The organism is Nocardia sp. NPDC088792 (assembly GCF_044750615.1).
Taxonomy (GTDB): domain Bacteria; phylum Actinomycetota; class Actinomycetes; order Mycobacteriales; family Mycobacteriaceae; genus Nocardia.
This window is the reverse complement of record NZ_JBIVKC010000003.1, coordinates 984,043-1,002,625: the sequence shown is the minus strand read 5'-3', so window position 1 is coordinate 1,002,625 and position 18,583 is coordinate 984,043. Positions and strand designations below refer to the sequence as shown.

The 18,583-nt window shown below is 67.3% G+C and carries 20 protein-coding genes and 1 riboswitch; of the genes, 8 read left to right on the top strand and 12 right to left on the bottom strand.

What is annotated here, in order from left to right; genetic code table 11:
• Positions 1-27: 27 nt before the first annotated feature.
• The 3 genes from ACIP5Y_RS22745 to ACIP5Y_RS22735 are packed head-to-tail and all read right to left on the bottom strand — an operon-like array spanning position 28 to position 1,851.
• Entirely contained in the window at positions 28-426 is a 399-nt protein-coding gene (locus tag ACIP5Y_RS22745; protein WP_400352449.1) for a cold-shock protein, read from the bottom strand.
• A 43-nt stretch (positions 427-469) separates the two neighbouring features.
• On the bottom strand, positions 470-1,576 hold the full coding sequence (locus tag ACIP5Y_RS22740) for an SPFH domain-containing protein (protein WP_400352447.1): 1,107 nt from the start codon (positions 1,574-1,576) through the stop codon (positions 470-472).
• 56 nt (positions 1,577-1,632) lie between these two features.
• Positions 1,633-1,851, bottom strand: a complete 219-nt coding sequence (locus ACIP5Y_RS22735) for a hypothetical protein (RefSeq protein ID WP_397014938.1) — start codon at positions 1,849-1,851, stop codon at positions 1,633-1,635.
• A 169-nt stretch (positions 1,852-2,020) separates the two neighbouring features.
• Between ACIP5Y_RS22735 and ACIP5Y_RS22730 the strand changes: the two genes are divergently transcribed.
• The gene (locus ACIP5Y_RS22730) at positions 2,021-2,191 is read left to right on the top strand and encodes a hypothetical protein (RefSeq protein ID WP_400352445.1); all 171 of its coding nucleotides are present in this window, start codon (positions 2,021-2,023) and stop codon (positions 2,189-2,191) included.
• Between the two features lie 79 nt (positions 2,192-2,270).
• A complete protein-coding gene (locus ACIP5Y_RS22725; RefSeq protein ID WP_400352443.1) occupies positions 2,271-3,824 on the top strand; it encodes a DHA2 family efflux MFS transporter permease subunit in 1,554 nt (517 codons plus the stop codon).
• 102 nt (positions 3,825-3,926) lie between these two features.
• Here the strand turns inward: ACIP5Y_RS22725 and ACIP5Y_RS22720 are convergent, their stop codons facing one another.
• Positions 3,927-4,232 carry a hypothetical protein gene (locus ACIP5Y_RS22720; RefSeq protein ID WP_400352441.1) on the bottom strand — a complete coding sequence of 102 codons (306 nt, stop codon included), beginning with the start codon at positions 4,230-4,232 and terminating at the stop codon, positions 3,927-3,929.
• 416 nt (positions 4,233-4,648) lie between these two features.
• Between ACIP5Y_RS22720 and ACIP5Y_RS22715 the strand changes: the two genes are divergently transcribed.
• Positions 4,649-5,608: a hypothetical protein gene (locus tag ACIP5Y_RS22715; RefSeq protein WP_400352440.1), complete on the top strand. Its 960-nt coding sequence runs from the start codon at positions 4,649-4,651 to the stop codon at positions 5,606-5,608.
• Between the two features lie 13 nt (positions 5,609-5,621).
• Here ACIP5Y_RS22715 and ACIP5Y_RS22710 read toward each other — a convergent pair whose 3' ends face one another.
• Together ACIP5Y_RS22710 and ACIP5Y_RS22705 are read right to left on the bottom strand one after the other, a co-directional pair.
• On the bottom strand, positions 5,622-6,302 hold the full coding sequence (locus tag ACIP5Y_RS22710) for a class I SAM-dependent methyltransferase (protein ID WP_400352438.1): 681 nt from the start codon (positions 6,300-6,302) through the stop codon (positions 5,622-5,624).
• Positions 6,303-6,469: 167 nt separating this feature from the next.
• Entirely contained in the window at positions 6,470-7,045 is a 576-nt protein-coding gene (locus ACIP5Y_RS22705) for a hypothetical protein (RefSeq protein ID WP_400352436.1), read from the bottom strand.
• Positions 7,046-7,259: 214 nt separating this feature from the next.
• Here ACIP5Y_RS22705 and ACIP5Y_RS22700 point away from each other — a divergent pair, with 214 nt between their 5' ends.
• The 4 genes from ACIP5Y_RS22700 (at position 7,260) to ACIP5Y_RS22685 (ending at position 10,894) form a co-directional block, all read left to right on the top strand.
• Positions 7,260-8,435 (top strand): cytochrome P450, encoded by a 1,176-nt coding sequence (locus tag ACIP5Y_RS22700; RefSeq protein WP_400352434.1) that lies wholly within the window; start codon positions 7,260-7,262, stop codon positions 8,433-8,435.
• Positions 8,436-8,898: 463 nt separating this feature from the next.
• Positions 8,899-9,486, top strand: coding sequence for a TetR/AcrR family transcriptional regulator (locus ACIP5Y_RS22695; protein WP_400352432.1), 588 nt, complete (start codon positions 8,899-8,901; stop codon positions 9,484-9,486).
• A gap of 17 nt (positions 9,487-9,503) precedes the next feature.
• Positions 9,504-10,280 carry an alpha/beta fold hydrolase gene (locus tag ACIP5Y_RS22690; RefSeq protein WP_400352430.1) on the top strand — a complete coding sequence of 259 codons (777 nt, stop codon included), beginning with the start codon at positions 9,504-9,506 and terminating at the stop codon, positions 10,278-10,280.
• Positions 10,277-10,894 (top strand): carboxymuconolactone decarboxylase family protein, encoded by a 618-nt coding sequence (locus ACIP5Y_RS22685; RefSeq protein ID WP_400352429.1) that lies wholly within the window; start codon positions 10,277-10,279, stop codon positions 10,892-10,894. The genes ACIP5Y_RS22690 and ACIP5Y_RS22685 overlap by 4 nt, the downstream gene beginning before the upstream one ends.
• A gap of 122 nt (positions 10,895-11,016) precedes the next feature.
• On the opposite strand, the gene ACIP5Y_RS22680 is transcribed toward ACIP5Y_RS22685, so the two are convergent.
• From ACIP5Y_RS22680 to ACIP5Y_RS22655, 6 genes are all read right to left on the bottom strand, one after another.
• Positions 11,017-11,259: a hypothetical protein gene (locus ACIP5Y_RS22680; RefSeq protein ID WP_400352427.1), complete on the bottom strand. Its 243-nt coding sequence runs from the start codon at positions 11,257-11,259 to the stop codon at positions 11,017-11,019.
• A 77-nt stretch (positions 11,260-11,336) separates the two neighbouring features.
• The gene (locus ACIP5Y_RS22675; protein WP_400352426.1) at positions 11,337-12,656 is read right to left on the bottom strand and encodes a nitrate/sulfonate/bicarbonate ABC transporter ATP-binding protein; all 1,320 of its coding nucleotides are present in this window, start codon (positions 12,654-12,656) and stop codon (positions 11,337-11,339) included.
• 11 nt (positions 12,657-12,667) lie between these two features.
• On the bottom strand, positions 12,668-14,407 hold the full coding sequence (locus tag ACIP5Y_RS22670) for an ABC transporter permease (protein ID WP_400352425.1): 1,740 nt from the start codon (positions 14,405-14,407) through the stop codon (positions 12,668-12,670).
• Positions 14,404-15,111, bottom strand: a complete 708-nt coding sequence (locus ACIP5Y_RS22665; protein ID WP_400352423.1) for an MgtC/SapB family protein — start codon at positions 15,109-15,111, stop codon at positions 14,404-14,406. Before ACIP5Y_RS22665 ends, ACIP5Y_RS22670 begins: the two co-directional genes overlap by 4 nt.
• Positions 15,112-15,306: 195 nt before the next feature.
• Positions 15,307-15,481, bottom strand: a riboswitch (M-box (ykoK) riboswitch).
• A 141-nt stretch (positions 15,482-15,622) separates the two neighbouring features.
• Positions 15,623-16,249, bottom strand: a complete 627-nt coding sequence (locus ACIP5Y_RS22660) for a TetR/AcrR family transcriptional regulator (protein ID WP_400352421.1) — start codon at positions 16,247-16,249, stop codon at positions 15,623-15,625.
• Between the two features lie 78 nt (positions 16,250-16,327).
• Positions 16,328-16,741: a hypothetical protein gene (locus ACIP5Y_RS22655; protein ID WP_400352419.1), complete on the bottom strand. Its 414-nt coding sequence runs from the start codon at positions 16,739-16,741 to the stop codon at positions 16,328-16,330.
• 363 nt (positions 16,742-17,104) lie between these two features.
• Here ACIP5Y_RS22655 and ACIP5Y_RS22650 point away from each other — a divergent pair, with 363 nt between their 5' ends.
• Complete coding sequence (locus tag ACIP5Y_RS22650) at positions 17,105-18,448, top strand: ferric reductase-like transmembrane domain-containing protein (RefSeq protein WP_400352417.1); 1,344 nt, start codon at positions 17,105-17,107, stop codon at positions 18,446-18,448.
• Positions 18,449-18,583: the final 135 nt, after the last annotated feature.

Below are 18,583 nucleotides of genomic sequence, written 5' to 3'. Positions count from 1 at the left end.
CCCGGGAACGATCCTAATCCGAACCGGTCAGTTTTCGATCCATCCGTGCTGATCCGCGAAGGTGGTGAGCCGATCCCGGATGGTCACGATCTCCCCGGCCGTCAATGCCGGGGAGGCATCGAGCAGCAGCTCGGTGATCAGCCGGCGATGCTCGGACGCACTGAGCAGACCGCCGGGGCGGTCACCACGCTCCTTACCTTTGTGCCGTGCCGGGGCGGGCTGTCCCGCCACCAAGGCCAGATTGATCGCCTTCGGACCCCGGTCACCCTCGGTCACATCGAATTCGAACACTCGCCCCTGCCGCAACTCGTCTTCGTCCAACCCGATGTCGTTGACATGCACGAACACATCCGGCCCGCCGTCCTCCGGACGAATGAAACCGAAACCCCGAGAGCTGTCGAACGACACCAATTTCCCGATGGACACCTAAACACCCGCTCCTCGTCGCCGCGTCCCTCTTGCGGTCACTTTAGTCCGCAGGCTGATCATTGTTGGAAGAAAGTGCCTTTTGCAATGAATTGAACACGGTCAGGCCCTGACCGACCATGCCGTTGACGATCTCGCTGACCCCGTCGGGGCCATTGAGCACGGTCAGGTTCGCCTTCGACAACCCCAGCGAGGCCTGCTTCACGATCTCCGGAAGCTGTTCGATGAGCAGCTGATCCAGCGCGATGCGATTGTTCGAGGCCGCGGCGTCGGCCTGGATGCGGGTACGGTCGGCCTCGGCCTCGGCCAGGATGCGCACCCGCTCCGCCTCTGCCATAGCGGGTTTGACGACCTCGGCCTGCAGCTGCTGCTCACGCAGCTCGGCCTGCTTGCGCGCCTGCACGGCCTGCGCGGTGAGCACCTCCTGCAGGGCGGTGGCCTGCGCGAGCGGACCCGCCTGCGCCGCTTCGGCATTGGCCTTGTCGATATCGCGCTGGTACTGCGCGCGCAGCAGCGAGGTCTCGCGCTGGTATTCGGCCTGACGGCGCTGGGACTCCTGTTCGGCCTGCGCCGCGGCCTGGGAGGCGGCGGCCTGCGCGATCGAGGCATCCCGCTTGACCGCGGCATTGTGCGGGGCGGCCAGGGCGGCGATGTAGCCGAGATTGCCGTCGTCGATGGACTGGATCTGGAAGGAATCCACCCACAGCCCGATATTGCTCATCTCCACCTTGGAGGCGACCAGCACCTCATCGGCCAGCTTCTGGCGTTCGCGGATGATCTCCTCCACCGTCATCGAGCCCACGATCGAGCGCAGATGACCGGAGAAGATGCGCCCGGTCAGCACCGACATCTCGCGCTCCTGCTCGGACAGGAAGCGTTGCGCCGCATTGACGATGGAGGCGGTGTCGTTGGCGACCTTGAAGGCGATGACGGCGCGCACGTCGAGCTGGATGGCCTGCTTGGTGACGCAGCGCTCGCCGATCTCGGCCTCGAACATGGCCAGCGACAGGTAGCGCACCTTGCGGAAGATCGGCAGCACGAACACCCCGTGCCCGATCACCACCCGGAACGGCGAACCCTCGCTCTTACCGCCGCGCGACCCGCTGACCAGCATGGCCTCGTCCGGATCGGGTACATGGAAACCCAGCATCGACTCGTCTCCCTCAATGAATTGGATGCTTGAACTGGAATGAATGTGGCGCTATGTCAATCGCCGGGAAAGGGCACCCACGCAACAACATCGACGATGCGTCCCGGATGCACGGCCACGACCAGCACCGACGTGCCTGCGGCCAGTGGTTCTTCGGCGCGCGCGATGTACAGCTCGGTTCCCCCTCGTATGGCGACCAACACCTCCCCGAGCGTTCCCGCGCCACGGATCGGCGTGGTCAGCGTACCGGTCAACCCCAGTACCGGGTCGGACATCTCGCCCAACACCTCTCCCTTACCCACCTGAAACCGCCAGCGTACGCGCGGGTCGGGCCGTACCGGCGCGAGGCAATACACCCCCCTTTGGTTGCCCGAGATTTGCTATCACTCGGTACGATAGGGCACCGCGCTCGATACCCCCGGCCGAGGGATGAGAGGACTTCTCATGGGCAAGGATGCAATTCCGGTCGATCCCGTCGATTCCACGGGTAAACAGACTGCGCCGCAACCGGATCCGGGCGATCCCTCGGAGTTCGACCTGCGGGCCGAGGCGCTCGCCGACAGCGAGGCCCACAACTTCTACGACAACGACGACGGCTGGCCGCCGCCCGCATGAAGGGTGCTCGAGAGATGCCGATCATGGCCGAGAGAAAAATGTGCTGGTTTCGTTACCAACCGGCTGGCAGGCTGAACCGGTGACAACCCCTCCGGATATACAGGCGGCCGATTCGGCCGACGACAAGCTGGACGCTCGGGTCTTCAAGATCGCGGGCGTCGTGGTGCTCGGCGCCATCATGTCGATCCTCGACGTGACCGTCGTGACCGTCGCAATCCCCAAGTTCCAGCAGGAATTCTCCACTACGTACGCCATCGCCGCCTGGTCCATGACGGGCTACACCCTGGCGCTGGCCACCGTCATCCCGCTCACCGGGTGGGCCGCCGACCGCTTCGGCACCAAACGCCTCTACATGATGGCGCTGGTCTTCTTCGTGCTCGGCTCGGTGCTGTGCTCGACCGCCTGGAACATCGAGTCCCTCATCGGTTTCCGCGTCATCCAGGGCCTGGGCGGCGGCATGCTCATGCCCTTGGGCATGACGATCATGACCCACGCCGCGGGCCCGGCCCGCATCGGCCGCGTCATGGCGGTGCTCGGCGTGCCCATGCTGCTCGGGCCCATCTGCGGCCCGATCCTGGGCGGCTGGCTCATCGACTCCTTCAGCTGGCACTGGATCTTCCTGATCAACGTGCCGATCGGCATCATCGCGCTGATCCTGGCCTTCGTGGTGTTCCCGCGCGACAATCCCGAACCCTCCCAGTCCTTCGACTTCGTCGGAATGCTGCTGGTCTCACCGGGTCTCGCCGCATTCCTCTACGGCGTGTCCTCCATCCCGGGCGAGGGCACCGTCGCCTCGGCCAAGGTCCTCATCCCCGCCGGGGTCGGCCTGGTACTGATCGTGGCCTTCATCTTCCACGCCCTGCGCACCGAGCATCCGCTCATCGATCTGCACCTGTTCCAGAACAAGTCGCTGCGCTATGCGGTGCTGACCATGACGCTGTTCGCCATGGCGTTCTTCGGATCGGGTCTGCTGCTGCCGTCGTATCTGCAGCAGGTGCGCGGGGAATCCACGCTCATGGCCGGTCTGCTCATCGCCCCGCAGGGCCTGGGCGCCATGCTCACCATGCCGGTCGCGGGCCGGCTGGTCGACAAGATCGGGCCCGGCAAGATCGTGCTCACCGGCATCGTCATCATGTGCGCGGGCCTGTCGGTGCTGACACAGGTCGGGGCGCACACCTCCTACGCGCTGATCCTGGGCGCGCTGTTCGTGATGGGCCTGGGCATGGGCTGCACCATGATGCCGACCATGACCGCCGCCATCCAGACCCTGACCTACGCGCAGGTCGCGCGCGGTTCCACGCTGATGAACATCGTCAACCAGACCGCCGGATCCATCGGCACCGCAACCATTTCCGTGGTGCTGACCAGTCTGCTCAACCGCGGCCCCGCCGGCCCGGGCGGGCACTCGCTGGCCAATACCGCCACCGCCTCGCATTTCAGCCCGGAAATCGCGAAACTGGTCCCGCCCGAAGTGCTCTCGCACGGCTTCGACCTGGCCGCCACCGCCTTCGCCCACACCTTCGTGGTCGCGCTGTGCATCCTGGCGGTCACGCTCATCCCGGCGTTCTTCCTGCCCCGCGCCAAGCCCGCCAACCCGGAACTGGCCGACGCCCCCGCCATCATCGCGCACTGAGCGCGCGCCGGCGCAGCCCGGCACCGAGGGGTAGCACGGCACCACCCGAATGCGCCCGCACCGGAATCCCTTCCGGTGCGGGCGCATTCGTTTGCCCGACGGTCAGCGCCTGTAGCCGACGATCTCGGTGTGCGCGCCGATACCGATCACCAGCACCGCGCCCGGGACGGCCAGCACCGTGCAGCGGTCGACCGCTTGGCTGAAATGCAGATCCGACGAGGCGAGCGGGGCGCCATCGGCGCGATCCCAGGACTCCACGCGGTAGCCCGGATGCTGATCGGTCCCGTTGTCCTGCACCGCGACGAGCTCGCGGGCCAGGAAGGTGGCGCGGTGCACCGTCGAATCCGAGCAGGCGAGAGAGTCCAGGCCCGGCCGCCACCACCGCGGAGGTGCGATCGCTCCAGCCATTCGGCACCGTCGCCACCGTCAGCCGATACCGTTCGCCGCCGAGTCGATCCGGCACCGCCGACACGCGCGCGGACGGCCCGAACATCTCGTTTCTGCTGGATCGCTGCCCGAAGTCGCCGCGCGTAGCGAAGAATCGGCTGAACACCGCCAGCCCCGTCCCGCCGATGATCAACCCCGCCCGAGCACACCCGCCGCGGCGAAAATCCGTGCGCCCCAACCCGTGTCACCGGCACACCCGGTGTCGATTCCTGTCATGGCTCCCGTACATCCCCTGCCGAAAACGCTGCCCAGCCTACGGCAGCGCGGTACTCGACGGGCCACCTGGGGCCCGGGTAGTAATCGCGTGGCAAATCGACTGTGGCGCAATGGAGCTGGGGATTGCGGTGTCGATACCGGTTGTGATTAGTCTTGTGCGCGTGCGGTTTCCGAAGACCTGGATATGCGTGGACGTCCTCGCCACGCGGCTCGCCCGGGGCGACATCGTCCTCCACAGTGCCGGTGGTCTGCGCGTGGCCAAGAAGTTACGCCGCGAGGGCATGGCGCTGGGCTTCAATCTCGACGCGCGGGTGCTGTTCGAAGGACTCGTCGAGGACGCCCTGGCCTCCGGTGTGCACGCCGATCGCGAATCCACCCGCGACGGTATCGAATACCGCGCCCACTGGATGCTGACCCCCGATCAGGTACCGGTCGGCCTGGTGGTGTGGCTGGGTCCCGGACCGGTTCCGCCGCGGCCCACCTACAACACGTGGATCCTCGATATCGAGGCGGTGGCGACCGCGAGTGCCGGGGATGATCTGTCCAGCATCGGCGATGGTCGCGCGGTGGGTGAGTACCGGCCGATCCGCGACCTGCTGCAGTTCATGAATCCCGATGACGTGCAGGAATTCCTGTCGCTGTACTACGCCGCGCGCACCGGCCCGAAAGGCACGCGCGCCGAAGCGTATTGGTCGCTGCTACCCACCGGCGCCGCCGGGTTCACCCATTTCTGGTCCTCGGCGATGGTGGTCGAGCCCGACGCGACCCACGTGCACGGCCTCACGGTGAAATTGCCCTCTCGCGACTACCTCTCCCAATCCACCCGCGCGATGATCACCGCGGGCTCGACCCTGGTGATCGTGGACCCGGGCACCCGGGTGACCGTCACGGTGTGGGGCAAACTGCGTGCCATGTTCGCCGACGACCGGGTGGTGCGTGACCTGTTGGGCCAGCTCGACCTCGATGCGATCTCCGCGGCCCGCTCGGCGTTGATCGGCACCACCGTCACCCTGGCCGGCGCGGTGTTCCACGCGTCGGCGTTCCTCATGCCCACCGAAGGCCGCAAACCGGTGCGGCCCTTGGCGGTCATGCTCTACGCCGCGGACGGCGCGGACCGCTGAGGCCGGCCCGTGTTCACCGTTCGCGGCGCGGATAGCGGGCCACCCACAGCGCCATCGACCCACGCGTCTGGATATCGACGGATTCGAAGGCCCGCTCGAGTGCGGCGCGCAGCCCGGCAAGGTCGTCGGTGCTGTTATGGAAGACGCCCTTGTCGTTGAACGCGCGGGCCGTGGCGCGCGACAGGAAGGTGTCGGGCACACCGGCGGTCAGCACCGTCGCCCCGAAGAACACACCCGATCCGACCAGGACGTCGGCGATGTGCCCGAACGCTTCACCCTTGCCGGCCCAGCCGCCGGGCACACAGTGCATCAGCAGATTCGCTGCCGCCGAACCGAACCGACGCGACTCGACCGGCAACGGGGACAGCACCGACCCGATATGGGTGTCGGCGGCGATACCGCGCACGCGTAGTCGCTCCGACGCCGCGGTGAGCGCATGCTCGTTCAGATCGACCAGGGTGACCGACGGATGCGTGTTCGGGAAGGCGGCGCGATGCAGGAAATAGCCGGTACCGACCCCGATATCGACATGATCGGCGGCGATGTTCGCATCGTAGAGCGCCTGCAGATGCCTTGTGGGGCAGCGCCAGACGAGATGATTGTTGAATCCGAGAACATAGAGATCGTAGATGCTGAGCCCGCGGCGCGAATACACACGCGCACCATCGATCTCAGCCGTGGTGACAGCTGCCATGGCAGTGAACCTTCGAACTGATTGCGGCACAACGCCGCTCGGCACAGGAACTCTGCCTACGGCTCGGGAGACCTCTCACCGGCCCTACGCGGACCCGAGCATAACGGTGCGCCACCCCGACACGCTACGGGGATCATCGCGGCCGGTAGATATTCCGGTGCCGAGCGTCATACCGTCGGCCAATACGTCCACTGCTCCAAGGGAAACCGGACAGGTTTCGCGCGCACCGGATCCACGTCTGATCCGTTGAGCACCCGCGCGAGCTCGAAGGTGCGCGTGTTGCCGAGATCGGCGCCGCGCCCCGCCACCCCGAGAATGTCGACGGCCCACGTTCCGGGCGCGGGCCGCGCACTCGCATCCGACCATTCCGTGCGCCACGGCGACAGATTCACCGTGATCGACGGGCGCAGCCCCGCCTGCTCGAGGCGAACCCACATGCTGCTCAACTGTGCCGTGTCCGGGGCCGGATGGCGCAACACCAGCAGCCCCGATAGCTCGGCCACCACCTCGTGCCATCTGATCGGCGCGTGGACCTCGCAGGTGGCCAGTTCACCGGCCCCGGGCAGCGCCAGCCCGTACGGGTCACCGGTGGCCGGGGCCGAATCATCGTGGTAGCGGCGCGGACGCGTGGTCCACGGCTCGATCACCGCGAACAGCCGCGCCGGCATCACCGCGCGGATCTGCCCGACCAACCGGTCCAGATGTGCGGGAATCAGCTCCGGCTGGAATTGGGTCAGTTCCACGTTCGTTCGCCCCTCATCAGCATTGCCGCACCAGACCTGTTGCCCGACAACAAGATCGTTGCACACCGCGGCGAATGCCGCCGGAATTGCCGCACCCTCATCGGATCGGCTCGGCTGCGGCGCAGCGTGTTCGACGCGCCGGGACGGGTTGACACCCCGTGAGCGGCGGGCGCACCATCAGCGCAGCCTGCGCGGGACTGCGAAGGAGTTTGCCGTGACCGAGAGCCATCAGGAATTCTTCGATCATCTGGACTGGTTCGACGGACGCGACTGCGCGCGCCTCGACGAGCAATTGAGGTGGGCGCGCGGGCACTGCCCGGTGGTGCGCACCGGATTCGGTGGCGGCATGCACGTGGTGACGCGCTACGAGGACCTCGTGCGGGTCGCCGCGCACCCGGAGATCTTCAGCTCCACCATGCCGGGACTGACCACGGTGCCGGTGGCCTTGCCGCCCATCGATACGGATCCGCCGCTGCACAGCGACTTCCGGGCCTTTCTCAACGGGCCGTTCTCGCGCACGGCGCTGGAACGCTATGCGCCGGTGGTGGAACGGCTCGCCGACGAACTCATCGACGGGTTCGCCGCGGCCGGGCAGGTCGAATTCGTGAGCGAGTTCGCGATCCCGTTCACCGCGGGAGCCCTGGCGAAAGTGGTGCTCGACGACGACAACGAGGCGCGGCTGCGGCGCGCGATCGACGCCGTCACCCAGGTGTCGGTGCAGAACACACCCGAAAGCTTCGCCGCGGTCGCCGCACTGGCCGCCGAGCTCATGGCCGAACGCGAAGCCGCACCCCGCGCGGATCTGCTGCAATCCATCGTGGACGCGACCGTCGAGGACGGGCGCCGGCTCACCATGGAAGAGCGCCTGGGCGTGGTCACCGTGCTGCTGCTGGGCGGGCTCGACACCACCCGCGGCGCCCTGGCCTACATCGCCCAATTCCTCACCGAGATACCCGACCTGGAAGCGCGACTGCGCGAACCCGATTGGGCCGCACGCGATCTGGACGAACTACTGCGCTACACCTCCACCGTCAGCGTCATGGGCCGGCTGGTCGTGGAAGACACCGACCTGCTGGGCGTGCCGATGACCAAGGGCGACCGCCTGGCTGTGCACTGGCGCTCGGGCAATCGCGACACCGCCCGCTTCGACGATCCCGACCGCCTCGATTTCGACCGCAATCGCAACCCGCACCTGGCTTTCGGCATCGGTATCCACCGCTGCCTGGGCCGTCACTTCGCGCGCCAGCAACTCGAGATCGCCATCACCCGGCTGCTGGCCCGGCTCACCGGCTTCCGGCTCGCACCCGGCACCGAGATCGACCGCTCGGTCGGCATCAGCGTCGGCGCACCCCGAGAACTGCACCTGCACTTCGATTCCCGCACACCCTGACCCGCCGGATCCGCCCGAGCGCCGACGCCGGCACGACGACGGAGGCACTGCGAGGCCGCGGACGCGGGTTTCATGAAAATTCTTGCGGCACTGCGCATCCTCGCTCGCCCCGCACGGCCTCTCGCAGAACTCCCGCACCTGTTCACTGGTGAGAATTGCGCGTCAGATCGTCAGCCGCGATGTCGTCGGCCCACTCTCCGAGGCCGACCATCGTGGGCACCTCTTGCCTGATGGTCAGCATCGACTGAGCATCGAAACACGCATCTCACCTGCCGGAAATACCTCAGCGCAGTCGGTCGAACGATGTTGCGGGTCGATCCACCATGCGGTAGTTTACGTGTCGTAACGTAAAGGAGGGCATGGTGGACCGCACCACACTCGAATCGCTCGTGGAATCCACCCAGCGACCGGGCTGCATGAGCGAGCACGACGGTCCGACCGATCGGGATCGGGCGGTGCGGTCATGACCCCCTCGCTGGGCCGCCCCCGCGAGGGCACGCACGAGGTCCGTGTGCTCGACAGCGCCAGCGAACTGCTGCTGGAAGGCGGTGTGGCCGCATGCACCGTCGAGGCCGTCAGCCGGCGCAGTGGCGTCAGCAAGCCGACGATCTACCGGCGCTGGCCACACCGCACCGCACTGGCGATCGATGCCTTCGCCGCCCGCATCGACCAACAGGCACCGCTGGTCGAGACCGGCGACGCCGCAGAAGATCTCGTACAGGCGGTGGCGCGCCTGGCCGAGCAATACCAGGGCCGCGACGGAGTTGTCTTCGCCGAACTCATCGCCGCCGCGGTGCTGGAACCCGGCACCGCCGAACTACTCAACGACCACTTCTTCGCCCCTCGACGCGCCGCATTGCGCGCGCTGTGGGCCCAAGGCGTCAGCCGTGGCCAACTCGACCCGCACGCCGACGCCGACGCCATGATCGACCTGCTGTTCGGGCCGACGACATTTCGCCTGCTGCTGGGGCACGGACCGACCGACGCACCCGCAGCCGTTCAGCTCGCCCGCGCAGCGCTGCGCGGATTCACTCTTACTCCACCGCACTGACATTCGGAGGATCACCCATGCTGCCCATCACCGACACTCCGCAGCGGGAGAACGCGGCACATCCCGGCCGCACCCTGGTCGCTTCACACTCGTTCAGCTTCGCCCGCCGCGAGTGGATCGAGGCCGGCGCCCTACTGTCCGAACAGTTCCGGGTCGTGGCCGTGGACGCCCCCGGTCACGGTGAAGCGCACGACATTCCCGGCTACACGATGGCCGAGATGGCAGCCCAGTTCGCCGCCACCATCAACGAACTCGGCCTGACCGACTATGTGCTCGTCGGGCACTCGATGACCGGCAAGATCATGCAGATCCTCGCCAGTCGCGCGGGCGCCGAGCTGGGACTGGCGCACCCGCCCGCGAAGATGGTGCTGGTCACCCCGACACCGCTCGGCTGCGAAGTCGGCGGCCAGGAGCTGCGGGACTCGCTGTTCGCCAGCCGCCGAGACCGCGCGGACGCCGAAAAGTTCGTCCGCGACCGCACCGCGCTGCCCCTGCCACCCGAGGTGTTCGAGCGCTCCTGCGAGGACTATTCGCGGATGAACCGCAAGGCCTGGGACGCGTGGATCACCGAGGGCGTCAACGAGGACTGGACCGAGCGTGCCGCACCGATCGACGTCGAGACCCTGCTGATCGTGGCCGACCAGGACCCGGTCTGGGGCCTGGACATGCAACGTGAAACGACGATGCCCAACTTGACCCGTGCGAGGATCGCATCGATCGACTGCGGGCATCAGGTGCCGATGGAGGCGCCGCACGCCCTGTCCGAACTCATCACCTCGTTCGCCGCGTCATGACCGCCGTTGCGAGGCCATCGTCCGGGGACGAGAACTGGGGTGGACGCCTTCCCCTCGCCCGCTCGGGTCCACTGGACCGGGACCAGCTCGCACTGGCCGACGAGCTGCACGCGCAGGTCGTGCCGTGGGCTCGGCGATCGGGATTCCGCGCGGTCAGCGCGGAGGGGGACCTCATCGGGCCGTTCAACGCGTTCCTGCACCGCCCCGGCCCGGGCAAGCGGTACCTGGACTGGGTTCGCGCCGACCAGGCCGAATCAACGTTGGCTGCTCCGCTTCGCGAGATCATCATCCTCACGATCGGGGTGGCCTGGAACTCCGGCTATGAGATCTATGCCCACGCGGCAGTCGCCCGGCACGTCGGCATTGCCGAACCGGTGATCGCCGCGCTCCTGCACGGAGAACCGGCCGAGCAGCTCTCCGCCACCGAAGCCGCCGTGCACCGCTTCACCGACGAGCTGGTGAGCGCCCGATCGGTCTCCGACGACACCTACCGCCTCGCTCTCGAGGCGGTAGGGCAGGCCGGCGTGCTCGACATGGTGAACCTGATCGGTATGTATCTGGCAACCTCCGCGCTGCTCAACGCCTTTCAGATCCCCGCGCCGCCCGGAGAGTAAGCACACGACAGCGACCGCACGATAGGTGGCCCTGTGGTGATTCCCCCTGCCGATCAGAACAGGGTGTCTCCGGAAAATGAAAGCCATGGGCATATCGGGGGACTCGGCGGTTCGATGCCGAATCACCAAGGGTGGCAGCGGCCGTCGGGGTGACCCCACTGGTCGCCGTCGTCGTTGTGCCAGAAGCCGCGGTGGTCGCAATGGCGGTCGGTGCCGGGCGGCGCGCCGGGATCGCGCCAATCCGCGCCGTCGCTCTGATGCATCGGGATCACCACCGCGGCGGCCGCCGTCCCCGCGACCGAGGCCGTCACCATCACGGCTGCGGCCACCGCCGCGAGTACGTGTCCGATTACCTTGCGTCTCACGACGATCACATCCAGTCGTTCGAACCAGCAACGATCTGATTCGACCGTCGCTTCATCGTAAGGTCCGGACCCGTGGTTCAGGAGGCCTGCAGGTCGGCATCCTCGTCGGCGGTGATGCGCCCGGAATCGGTGTCGTAGTCATACAATTCGCCGTACCGGCCCCAATCGATGGCCAGTTCCAGCTGCCGGCGCGCATCATCGTCGGAGAATCCGCGCTTGAGCAGATCGAGAATGAAATCCGCGCGCACCGACTTGTCCCCGTTGCCGACCAGCGCCCCGCAGATCGTGCGCACCAGCGGTGCGCGCCGGCGGGCCTGACTGGCGAAAATGGCTTTACTGCGCTGGATATCGGCATTGGTGAAATTCGAGCCGATATTGGTCAGGATGACATCACCGGAATCGGCCAGCAGGAACCCCAGCAAGACCGCGGCATCGACGAGCGGCATCAGATCGTCGAGTTCGAAATTGAGCTCGTCGGCGATCACCGGCAGGTCCGCACGACCGCCCTTGCCGTACACCAGTTCCAGCAGACCCGCGATCCCGCCGACCGAGGCATCGGGCAGGGGAGTGGCGAACGGGGTGGCGGACTCGGTGGCCACCGCCGGCTGCACCTCGTCGCGGCCGGTGAGCAGACCGTAGATCTGATCCACCAGCGCCACGAAGCCGGGCGCGCGCTTGTTACGCGGGCGCGGCTGCTCCACCGGCACCTCGGCGATGATGCGGCCCGGATTCGAGCCCAGCACCACCACCCGGTCGGCCAGCAGCACCGCCTCCTCGATATTGTGGGTCACGATGCACACGCATTTGGTGGGGAAATCGTCTGTGTCCCACAGGTTCACGAGCTCGGTGCGCAGATTCTCCGCGGTCAGCACGTCCAGCGCCGAGAACGGCTCGTCCATGAGCAGCAGGTCCGGTTCCAGCACCAGCGCGCGAGCGAAACCGACCCGCTGGCGCATACCGCCGGACAGCTCCTTGGGATAGGCCGACTCGAACCCGTCCAGGCCGATCCGGTCGATCGCCTGCAGGGCCTGCTCGGCGCGCTGCTTGGGCGGCACCCCGCGCGCGGCCAGACCCAACTCCACATTGTCCTGCACCGTCAGCCACGGCATCAGCGCGAAGGACTGGAACACCAGCGCCGCACCGGGATTGGAACCCGTCAACGGCGTGCCCCGATAGCGCACCTGCCCGCCGGTCGGCGCCAGCAGGCCCGCGATGATCCGCAGCAGCGTGGACTTACCCGAGCCCGAGCGGCCCAGCAATGCCACGATCTCGCCCTCGCGCAGTTGCAGATTCATGTGCTCGAGAACATTGAGGCGTTCCCCGGCCGCACCGGTGAACGACATGTCGACATCGTCGATGTCGATGAGGACCTCTCCGGTGGTCACCGAGTTGGTCATAATCCTCCGTCCTAGAGCGAATAGCGGCGTTCTGCCAGCCCGTAGAGGCGCCGCCAGAAGAACCGGTTGAAACCGACGACGAAACAGCTCATCACGAGCACGCCGACCAGAATGCGCGGCGAGTCACCGGAACTGGTGGCCTCGGCGATGTAGGCGCCCAGACCCGTTGCCGTCAACGTGTGATCACCGAACTTCACCACCTCGGCCACGATCGAGGCATTCCACGCGCCACCGGCCGCGGTGATCGCGCCGGTGACGTAACTGGGGAAGATGGCCGGCAGGATCAGCTTGCGCCACCACAGCAGCCGCGGCAGCCGCAGATTCGCCGCCGCCTCGCGCAGATCGTTGGGCACCGCCGCGGCGCCCGCGATCACATTGAACAGGATGTACCACTGCGCACCGAGTGCCATCAGCAGCGTGCCCGCCCACTGCAGGCTCGCACCCGTCGCGATCAGCACCGCACCCACCAGCGGGAACAGGAAGTTGGCGGGGAAGCTGGCCAGCACCTGCACGATCGGCTGCGCGATACGGGTCACCTTGGGGTTCAACCCGATCCACACCCCGATCGGCACCCACACCGCCGTCGCCAGCAACAACAGCACCACCACGCGGATCAGCGTGATCCCGCCCAGCCCGAAGGCATGCCCGATCTCGCCGAAACCGGCTGTGCTGCCGATGTAGTGCAGCATGTGATAGCCGCCGTAGATCAGCGCCGCGAACACCACCAGCGTGAACACCACATCGGCGGCGCGCCGGCGCGCCGGCGGCACGTACAGCGGATGCTCGGCCAGCCCGAACACCCGCATCGCCCGATCCACCGGGAAGATCAGCGGCCCGAACACCCGGCCCAGCAGTCCGGGAATGTGGCTGCGGCGCAACAGATCCAGCACCAGGCTGCGCGGCCCGTCGGCGGATTCGCTGTCCTCCACCCGGAATCGTTCGGCCCACACCGTGATCGGCCGCCAGAACAGCACATTCAGCCCGATCACCATGATGATCATGACCGCGATGGCCAGCAGCACCTTGCCGGTCGCCGAATCCGCGGTCGCCGACGCGACATAGGAACCGATGCCCGGCAGCGCGTAATTGCGGTTGTTGACGCTGATCGCCTCGGCCGCGGTGAGGAAGAACCAGCCACCACCGAAACTCATCATGGCGTTCCACACCAGCGGGAACATGCCCGAGGGCACATCCACCCGCCAGAACCGCTGCCAGCGCGAGAGCCGCAGATTGCGGGCCGCCTCATCCAATTCGCGCGGCTGCGAGAGCAGGCTGTGATGGAACGCGAAGGTCATGTTCCAGGCCTGCGAGGTGAAGATCGCGAAGATCGACGCGCACTCCAGGCCCAGCGAGGACCCCGGGAACAGGGCGATGAACCCGGTCACCGTCACCGACAGGAAACCCAGGATCGGCACCGACTGCAGGATATCGAGGGCCGGCAACAGTACCTTCTCCGCGCGCGGCAGCCGCGCGGCCGCCTCGGCGTAGACGAAGGTGAACACGATCGACACCCCGAGCGCGATGAACATGCGCAACAGCGAACGCGCCGCGTAATAGGGCAGTTTCGCCGGATCGGTGGAGATATTGGTGGCCGCGGTGGCCTGATCGAAGGGCACGTGCATGCCCGCCGACACCTTGACGATGATCCAGATCAGGATGGCCGCACCCAGGAACACGGCCACATCCGCCCAGCGCGAGCGCGGGCGATCCAGCGCCCCGCGCGAGGGATAGGAGCGCAGACCGGCGGTCATTCGTCGGCCACCGTGGGCTGCGCCACCGTACGCCAGCCGACACTGGTCACCGACGGTTCCAGGCTCAAACGGCTGACCGCGGCCTCCATCTGACGATCATCGCGGCGGTCACCGGTGAGTTCGGCGCGCACCTCCACCCGGCCCGGCTGGGTGTCATGACTGGAAATCGACACCAGCCGGAAATCGGTGCGGGTCAGCGACTGCACCAGCAGTGCCCGCACATGGGCCTCGTGTGAATCGTCGGTCGCGGCGGTGAAGGCGTACAACGCCTCGATGTCGTGGGATTCCTGCGGGCGGTCGACCGCGCGCGCCGCGGTGCGCAGCGCGGTGTTCACCACGACCACCGCCACCGTGCCCGCCGCGGCCGTATCGAACATGCCCGCACCCGCGAGCGAACCCACCGCCGCCGAACACCACAGCGTCGCCGCGGTATTCAGCCCGCGCACCGTGAAACCCTCGCGCATGATCACACCCGCGCCGAGGAAACCGATACCCGAAACCACCTGCGCCGCAACACGAGTCGGGTCGGCGTCGCCACCGTGGAACCCGTGCGCGGACAACAGCACGAACAAGGTCGAACCCGCGGCCACCAGCGTGTTCGTCCGCAGCCCGGCCATGCGGGCGCGGTACTGGCGCTCGAACCCGATCACCGCGCCCAGCCCGACACCCGCGCCGAGCCGTAACAGCATCTCCAACGTCGACATGACGCCCTTCTCCCAGCTAGCGTCGGCGCACTCGAAATCGCACGCTACCGCCCGTGAGGTAGCGGAAAGCGGATTGTGTCGGTGTCGCCGAGTGAACGATTGGCTAACGGACCTGTGTCCCCATCGGGCATGCCGACCACCTCCTCGTTCCACCGCGCACGCGCCGGGGAGGGGCCCGGCGGACGCGCCGGGCACGGATACCACCCTTCGTAAGACCTTCAGCACTCCACGGCGTGAACCCGCTACGACAGCGGGAGCCGGTCGGGGCCACCCCTTAGTTCGGGGCGGCCTGTCCTGACCTTGGGCGTCTCTCGACGTTCGGGGTCGCCGGCCTGTATCCGTGAAGGAGCCTCAGCTAACGACGGCACCTTGCGCCAGCGAGTTAACACCGCGCCAACCGTTTCGGCAACTCGATGTGAGCGCGGTCCCAGGCGACCGGGCGGGCGCCGGAACGAGTTGCCCACTGCCGCAATCGCGCCGGTCGCGGGGGATCGGGCTCGAAGCCGACAGGTCAGCTGCGATACATCGTGCGGTAGGCGGCGATGGTCGCGACCAGGTGATCGACCAGCTGTTCGCGGCTGGCGCGCAGGGTGCCGTTCAGCCACGCGGAGAACATGCCCGCATTACCGCTGGCCATGGTCACCGCCGCCAGTCGCCGCCGCACCGGATCCTCGATGTGCGCGAACAGGTGATCCTGGATGAGGCGAGTGAAGGCGGGCATGACCGCGATCGTGGTCTGGCCCAGGCCCGTCGACGAATAGGGCTCGACCAGGAACAGCCGCGACTTGCGCGGATCCGCGAGCACCTTGTCCAGCAACACTTCCGACAGTGCGCGGTCGCGGCTCGGGTCGTCGACGACGGCGAACGCGGTCATCGGCTCCAGGAACTCGTCGGCGACCAGGCGATAGAGCACATCGAGCAATTCGTCACGGCTGGTGAAGGATTCGTAGAAATAGCGATCGGTCAGGCCCGCGCGCCGGCACACCGCACGCATGGTGACCGCCCCCGCGCCGGACTCGCCGATCAGGTCCAGAGCGGCCTCCAGCAGCGCCGCGCGCCGCACCTCACGGCGTTCGGTGAGGGTCGTGCCGCCCCAGATACGGGGTTCGGCGTCGGGGGAGGGCTGCTCGGTGTGCACCTCCTGAAGACTAATGCCCGGCACCGGGCGCCCACGCGCACCCGGCGCCGGAGCGGGCCGAAACGCCCGCGCCCGTGCTCAGCTGGTGACCACGCACGCGCTGCCCAGATCCAGGCCGCTGCCGACCTGCTCCCAGGCGAACTGCGGCCCGCCGCGCCACGACCAGGCCGTGATCACATGCGTTCCGGTCGAGGTCGGACTCCACGTGGTGGAGGCGTTCCCGCTGTTGTCCAGGCGCAGCTGCTGCTGACCGAAGCTCGCGCCATTGCTGTCGTTGAGATACACGTCCTCGTACGGACTGCCGTTCACCTGGACCGTGTACGAGCAGCCGGTACCGAACCTGTCGACGCCCAAACTCAGGCTCGTGCCCGTCACCGTCACGCTGTTGACGTCGGCGGCCGCATCCGGTGCGGCCAACACCAGCGACGTCGCCGCCGCGGCGAGCGCGGCAGCGGCGACAATCGATTTGCGATGCCGGATCATGTCGATCATCTCCCCATGAAGATTTCGAACCGATACATGCGTCGTGGATGGCGCATATACGCCAGTGTCGGCGTTCAGGGGCAGCGACACGCCCGTATCGGACCACTCACTCGGTAATCGATGCGGTGCCCCACCGCTCCACGATCAACGGCTACGGCTCGGCTACCGAGAGCGCCCATGGCCTGCCCAGACCAGAGCCACCCGGCACGCCGGAAGCGGGCCTGGTGGCCCTGGATGGCGACGCTCGCGGCTGGTCGAATCGAATCCGGGGGCGCTGCCGTACCGTAAGTGCAGGTTCTCGACGTCCGAAGTCGCTCCGGATCCGTTCCGGCAGCTGTTCCCACCGTGTCCGTGCTCGCCACCGTGCCGGGGGTGAGGTCGAATGGTCAGGAGAATCGTTTGTCGCTGATGCTGCGGGGAATCGGCTGGCTCGGGTTGTATGTGGCCGTCGCGGTGCTGCCGCTGGTGTTCGCGGTGGCCGGCACGCAGTCGGCACACCGCGGGTTCTGGATCGAATTCTCCGTCGCGCTCGGGTTCGTCGGAATGTCGATGCTGGGTATGCAGTTCGCGCTGGTCGCCCGCTTCCAGGCGATGGCCGCGCCCTTCGGCGAGGACGCGCTGGTGCAGTTCCACCGCCAGATCTCCTATGTCGCACTGGCATTCATCCTCGCCCATCCGGTGCTGCTGCAGGTGGGTGGCGTGGACGTGGCGCGGCTGCTGAATCTCGCGCAGGCGCCGTGGCGGGCCCGCTTCGCGGTCACCTCGGTCGTGCTGTTGCTGGCACTCGTCGCAACCTCGGTGTGGCGCAAGCGATTACGGATTCGCTACGAGGTGTGGCAGCTCCTGCACGGGGTGCTGTCGGTGCTGATCGTCGGCTGCGCGTTGGCGCATATGCTGCTGGTCGGCCACTACCTCGGCGAGACGTGGAAGAAGGCGTTGTGGGTGGTCATGACCGTGGCGCTGGTCGGGCTGCTGGTGTGGGTGCGGGTGATGAAACCGATCCGGCGGTTGCGGCGGCCGTGGCGGATCGCGAAGGTCACCGCCGAGCGCGGCGGCGCGCACACGCTCAGCTTCGAACCGGTGGGGCACAAGGGCTTCCGATTCCAGCCGGGGCAATTCGGCTGGCTGGTGATCGACCGGTCACCGTTCACCGTCAGCGCGCACCCGTTCTCGTTCTCCTCGAGCGCCGAACACGCCGACGGGGTCGATATGACGATCAAGGCACTGGGCGATTTCACCGCCACCATCGGGCAATCGACCTCCGGAACCCGCGCCTACCTCGACGGCCCGCACGGCGTGTTCACGCCCGATCGCTACGAAGGACCGGGCTTCGTGCTGATCGCCGGCGGTGTCGGAATCACGCCCATGGTCAGCATTCTGCGCACCCTTGCCGACCGTGCCGATCCCCGCCCCTGCACGCTGTTCTACGCCAACCGCGCACTCGACGACGCCACCTTCGCCGACGAGCTGGACGCACTCGCCGACCGCATCGACCTCACCGTCGTCCACATCCTGGAAACGACCCCGCCGAGCTGGGACGGTGAACGCGGCTTCCTCGACCAGCGCATCCTCGCCCGCCACCTCCCACCTCGCAGCGAATACCTGCAGTACTTCCTGTGCGGCCCCGGCCCGATGGTCACCGCCGTCGAGGATGCCCTTGCCACCCTGGCGATTCCGCCCGACCGAGTCCACACCGAACGCTTCGATTTCGTCTGAGCACTTCGATTTCGTCCGAGTACGGAGGCAGAATGCGCCACACCTACACCACCCGCGCCGTCGTGGCGATCACGATCATCCTGCTCGCCGCCGCAGTCTGGTTCGGCTTCGCCTGAGCGGGCCCGCGTCTACCCT

Bases quoted from the DNA above. Each gene is read 5' to 3' on its own strand.
- ACIP5Y_RS22740 (WP_400352447.1), bottom strand. From the start codon at position 1,576: ATGCTGGGTTTCCATGTACCCGATCCGGACGAGGCCATGCTGGTCAGC.
- ACIP5Y_RS22735 (WP_397014938.1), bottom strand. From the start codon at position 1,851: ATGTCCGACCCGGTACTGGGGTTGACCGGTACGCTGACCACGCCGATC.
- ACIP5Y_RS22730 (WP_400352445.1), top strand. From the start codon at position 2,021: ATGGGCAAGGATGCAATTCCGGTCGATCCCGTCGATTCCACGGGTAAA.
- ACIP5Y_RS22720 (WP_400352441.1), bottom strand. From the start codon at position 4,232: ATGGCTGGAGCGATCGCACCTCCGCGGTGGTGGCGGCCGGGCCTGGAC.
- ACIP5Y_RS22710 (WP_400352438.1), bottom strand. From the start codon at position 6,302: ATGGCAGCTGTCACCACGGCTGAGATCGATGGTGCGCGTGTGTATTCG.
- ACIP5Y_RS22695 (WP_400352432.1), top strand. From the start codon at position 8,899: ATGACCCCCTCGCTGGGCCGCCCCCGCGAGGGCACGCACGAGGTCCGT.
- ACIP5Y_RS22690 (WP_400352430.1), top strand. From the start codon at position 9,504: ATGCTGCCCATCACCGACACTCCGCAGCGGGAGAACGCGGCACATCCC.
- ACIP5Y_RS22685 (WP_400352429.1), top strand. From the start codon at position 10,277: ATGACCGCCGTTGCGAGGCCATCGTCCGGGGACGAGAACTGGGGTGGA.
- ACIP5Y_RS22675 (WP_400352426.1), bottom strand. From the start codon at position 12,656: ATGACCAACTCGGTGACCACCGGAGAGGTCCTCATCGACATCGACGAT.
- ACIP5Y_RS22670 (WP_400352425.1), bottom strand. From the start codon at position 14,407: ATGACCGCCGGTCTGCGCTCCTATCCCTCGCGCGGGGCGCTGGATCGC.
- ACIP5Y_RS22665 (WP_400352423.1), bottom strand. From the start codon at position 15,111: ATGTCGACGTTGGAGATGCTGTTACGGCTCGGCGCGGGTGTCGGGCTG.
- ACIP5Y_RS22655 (WP_400352419.1), bottom strand. From the start codon at position 16,741: ATGATCGACATGATCCGGCATCGCAAATCGATTGTCGCCGCTGCCGCG.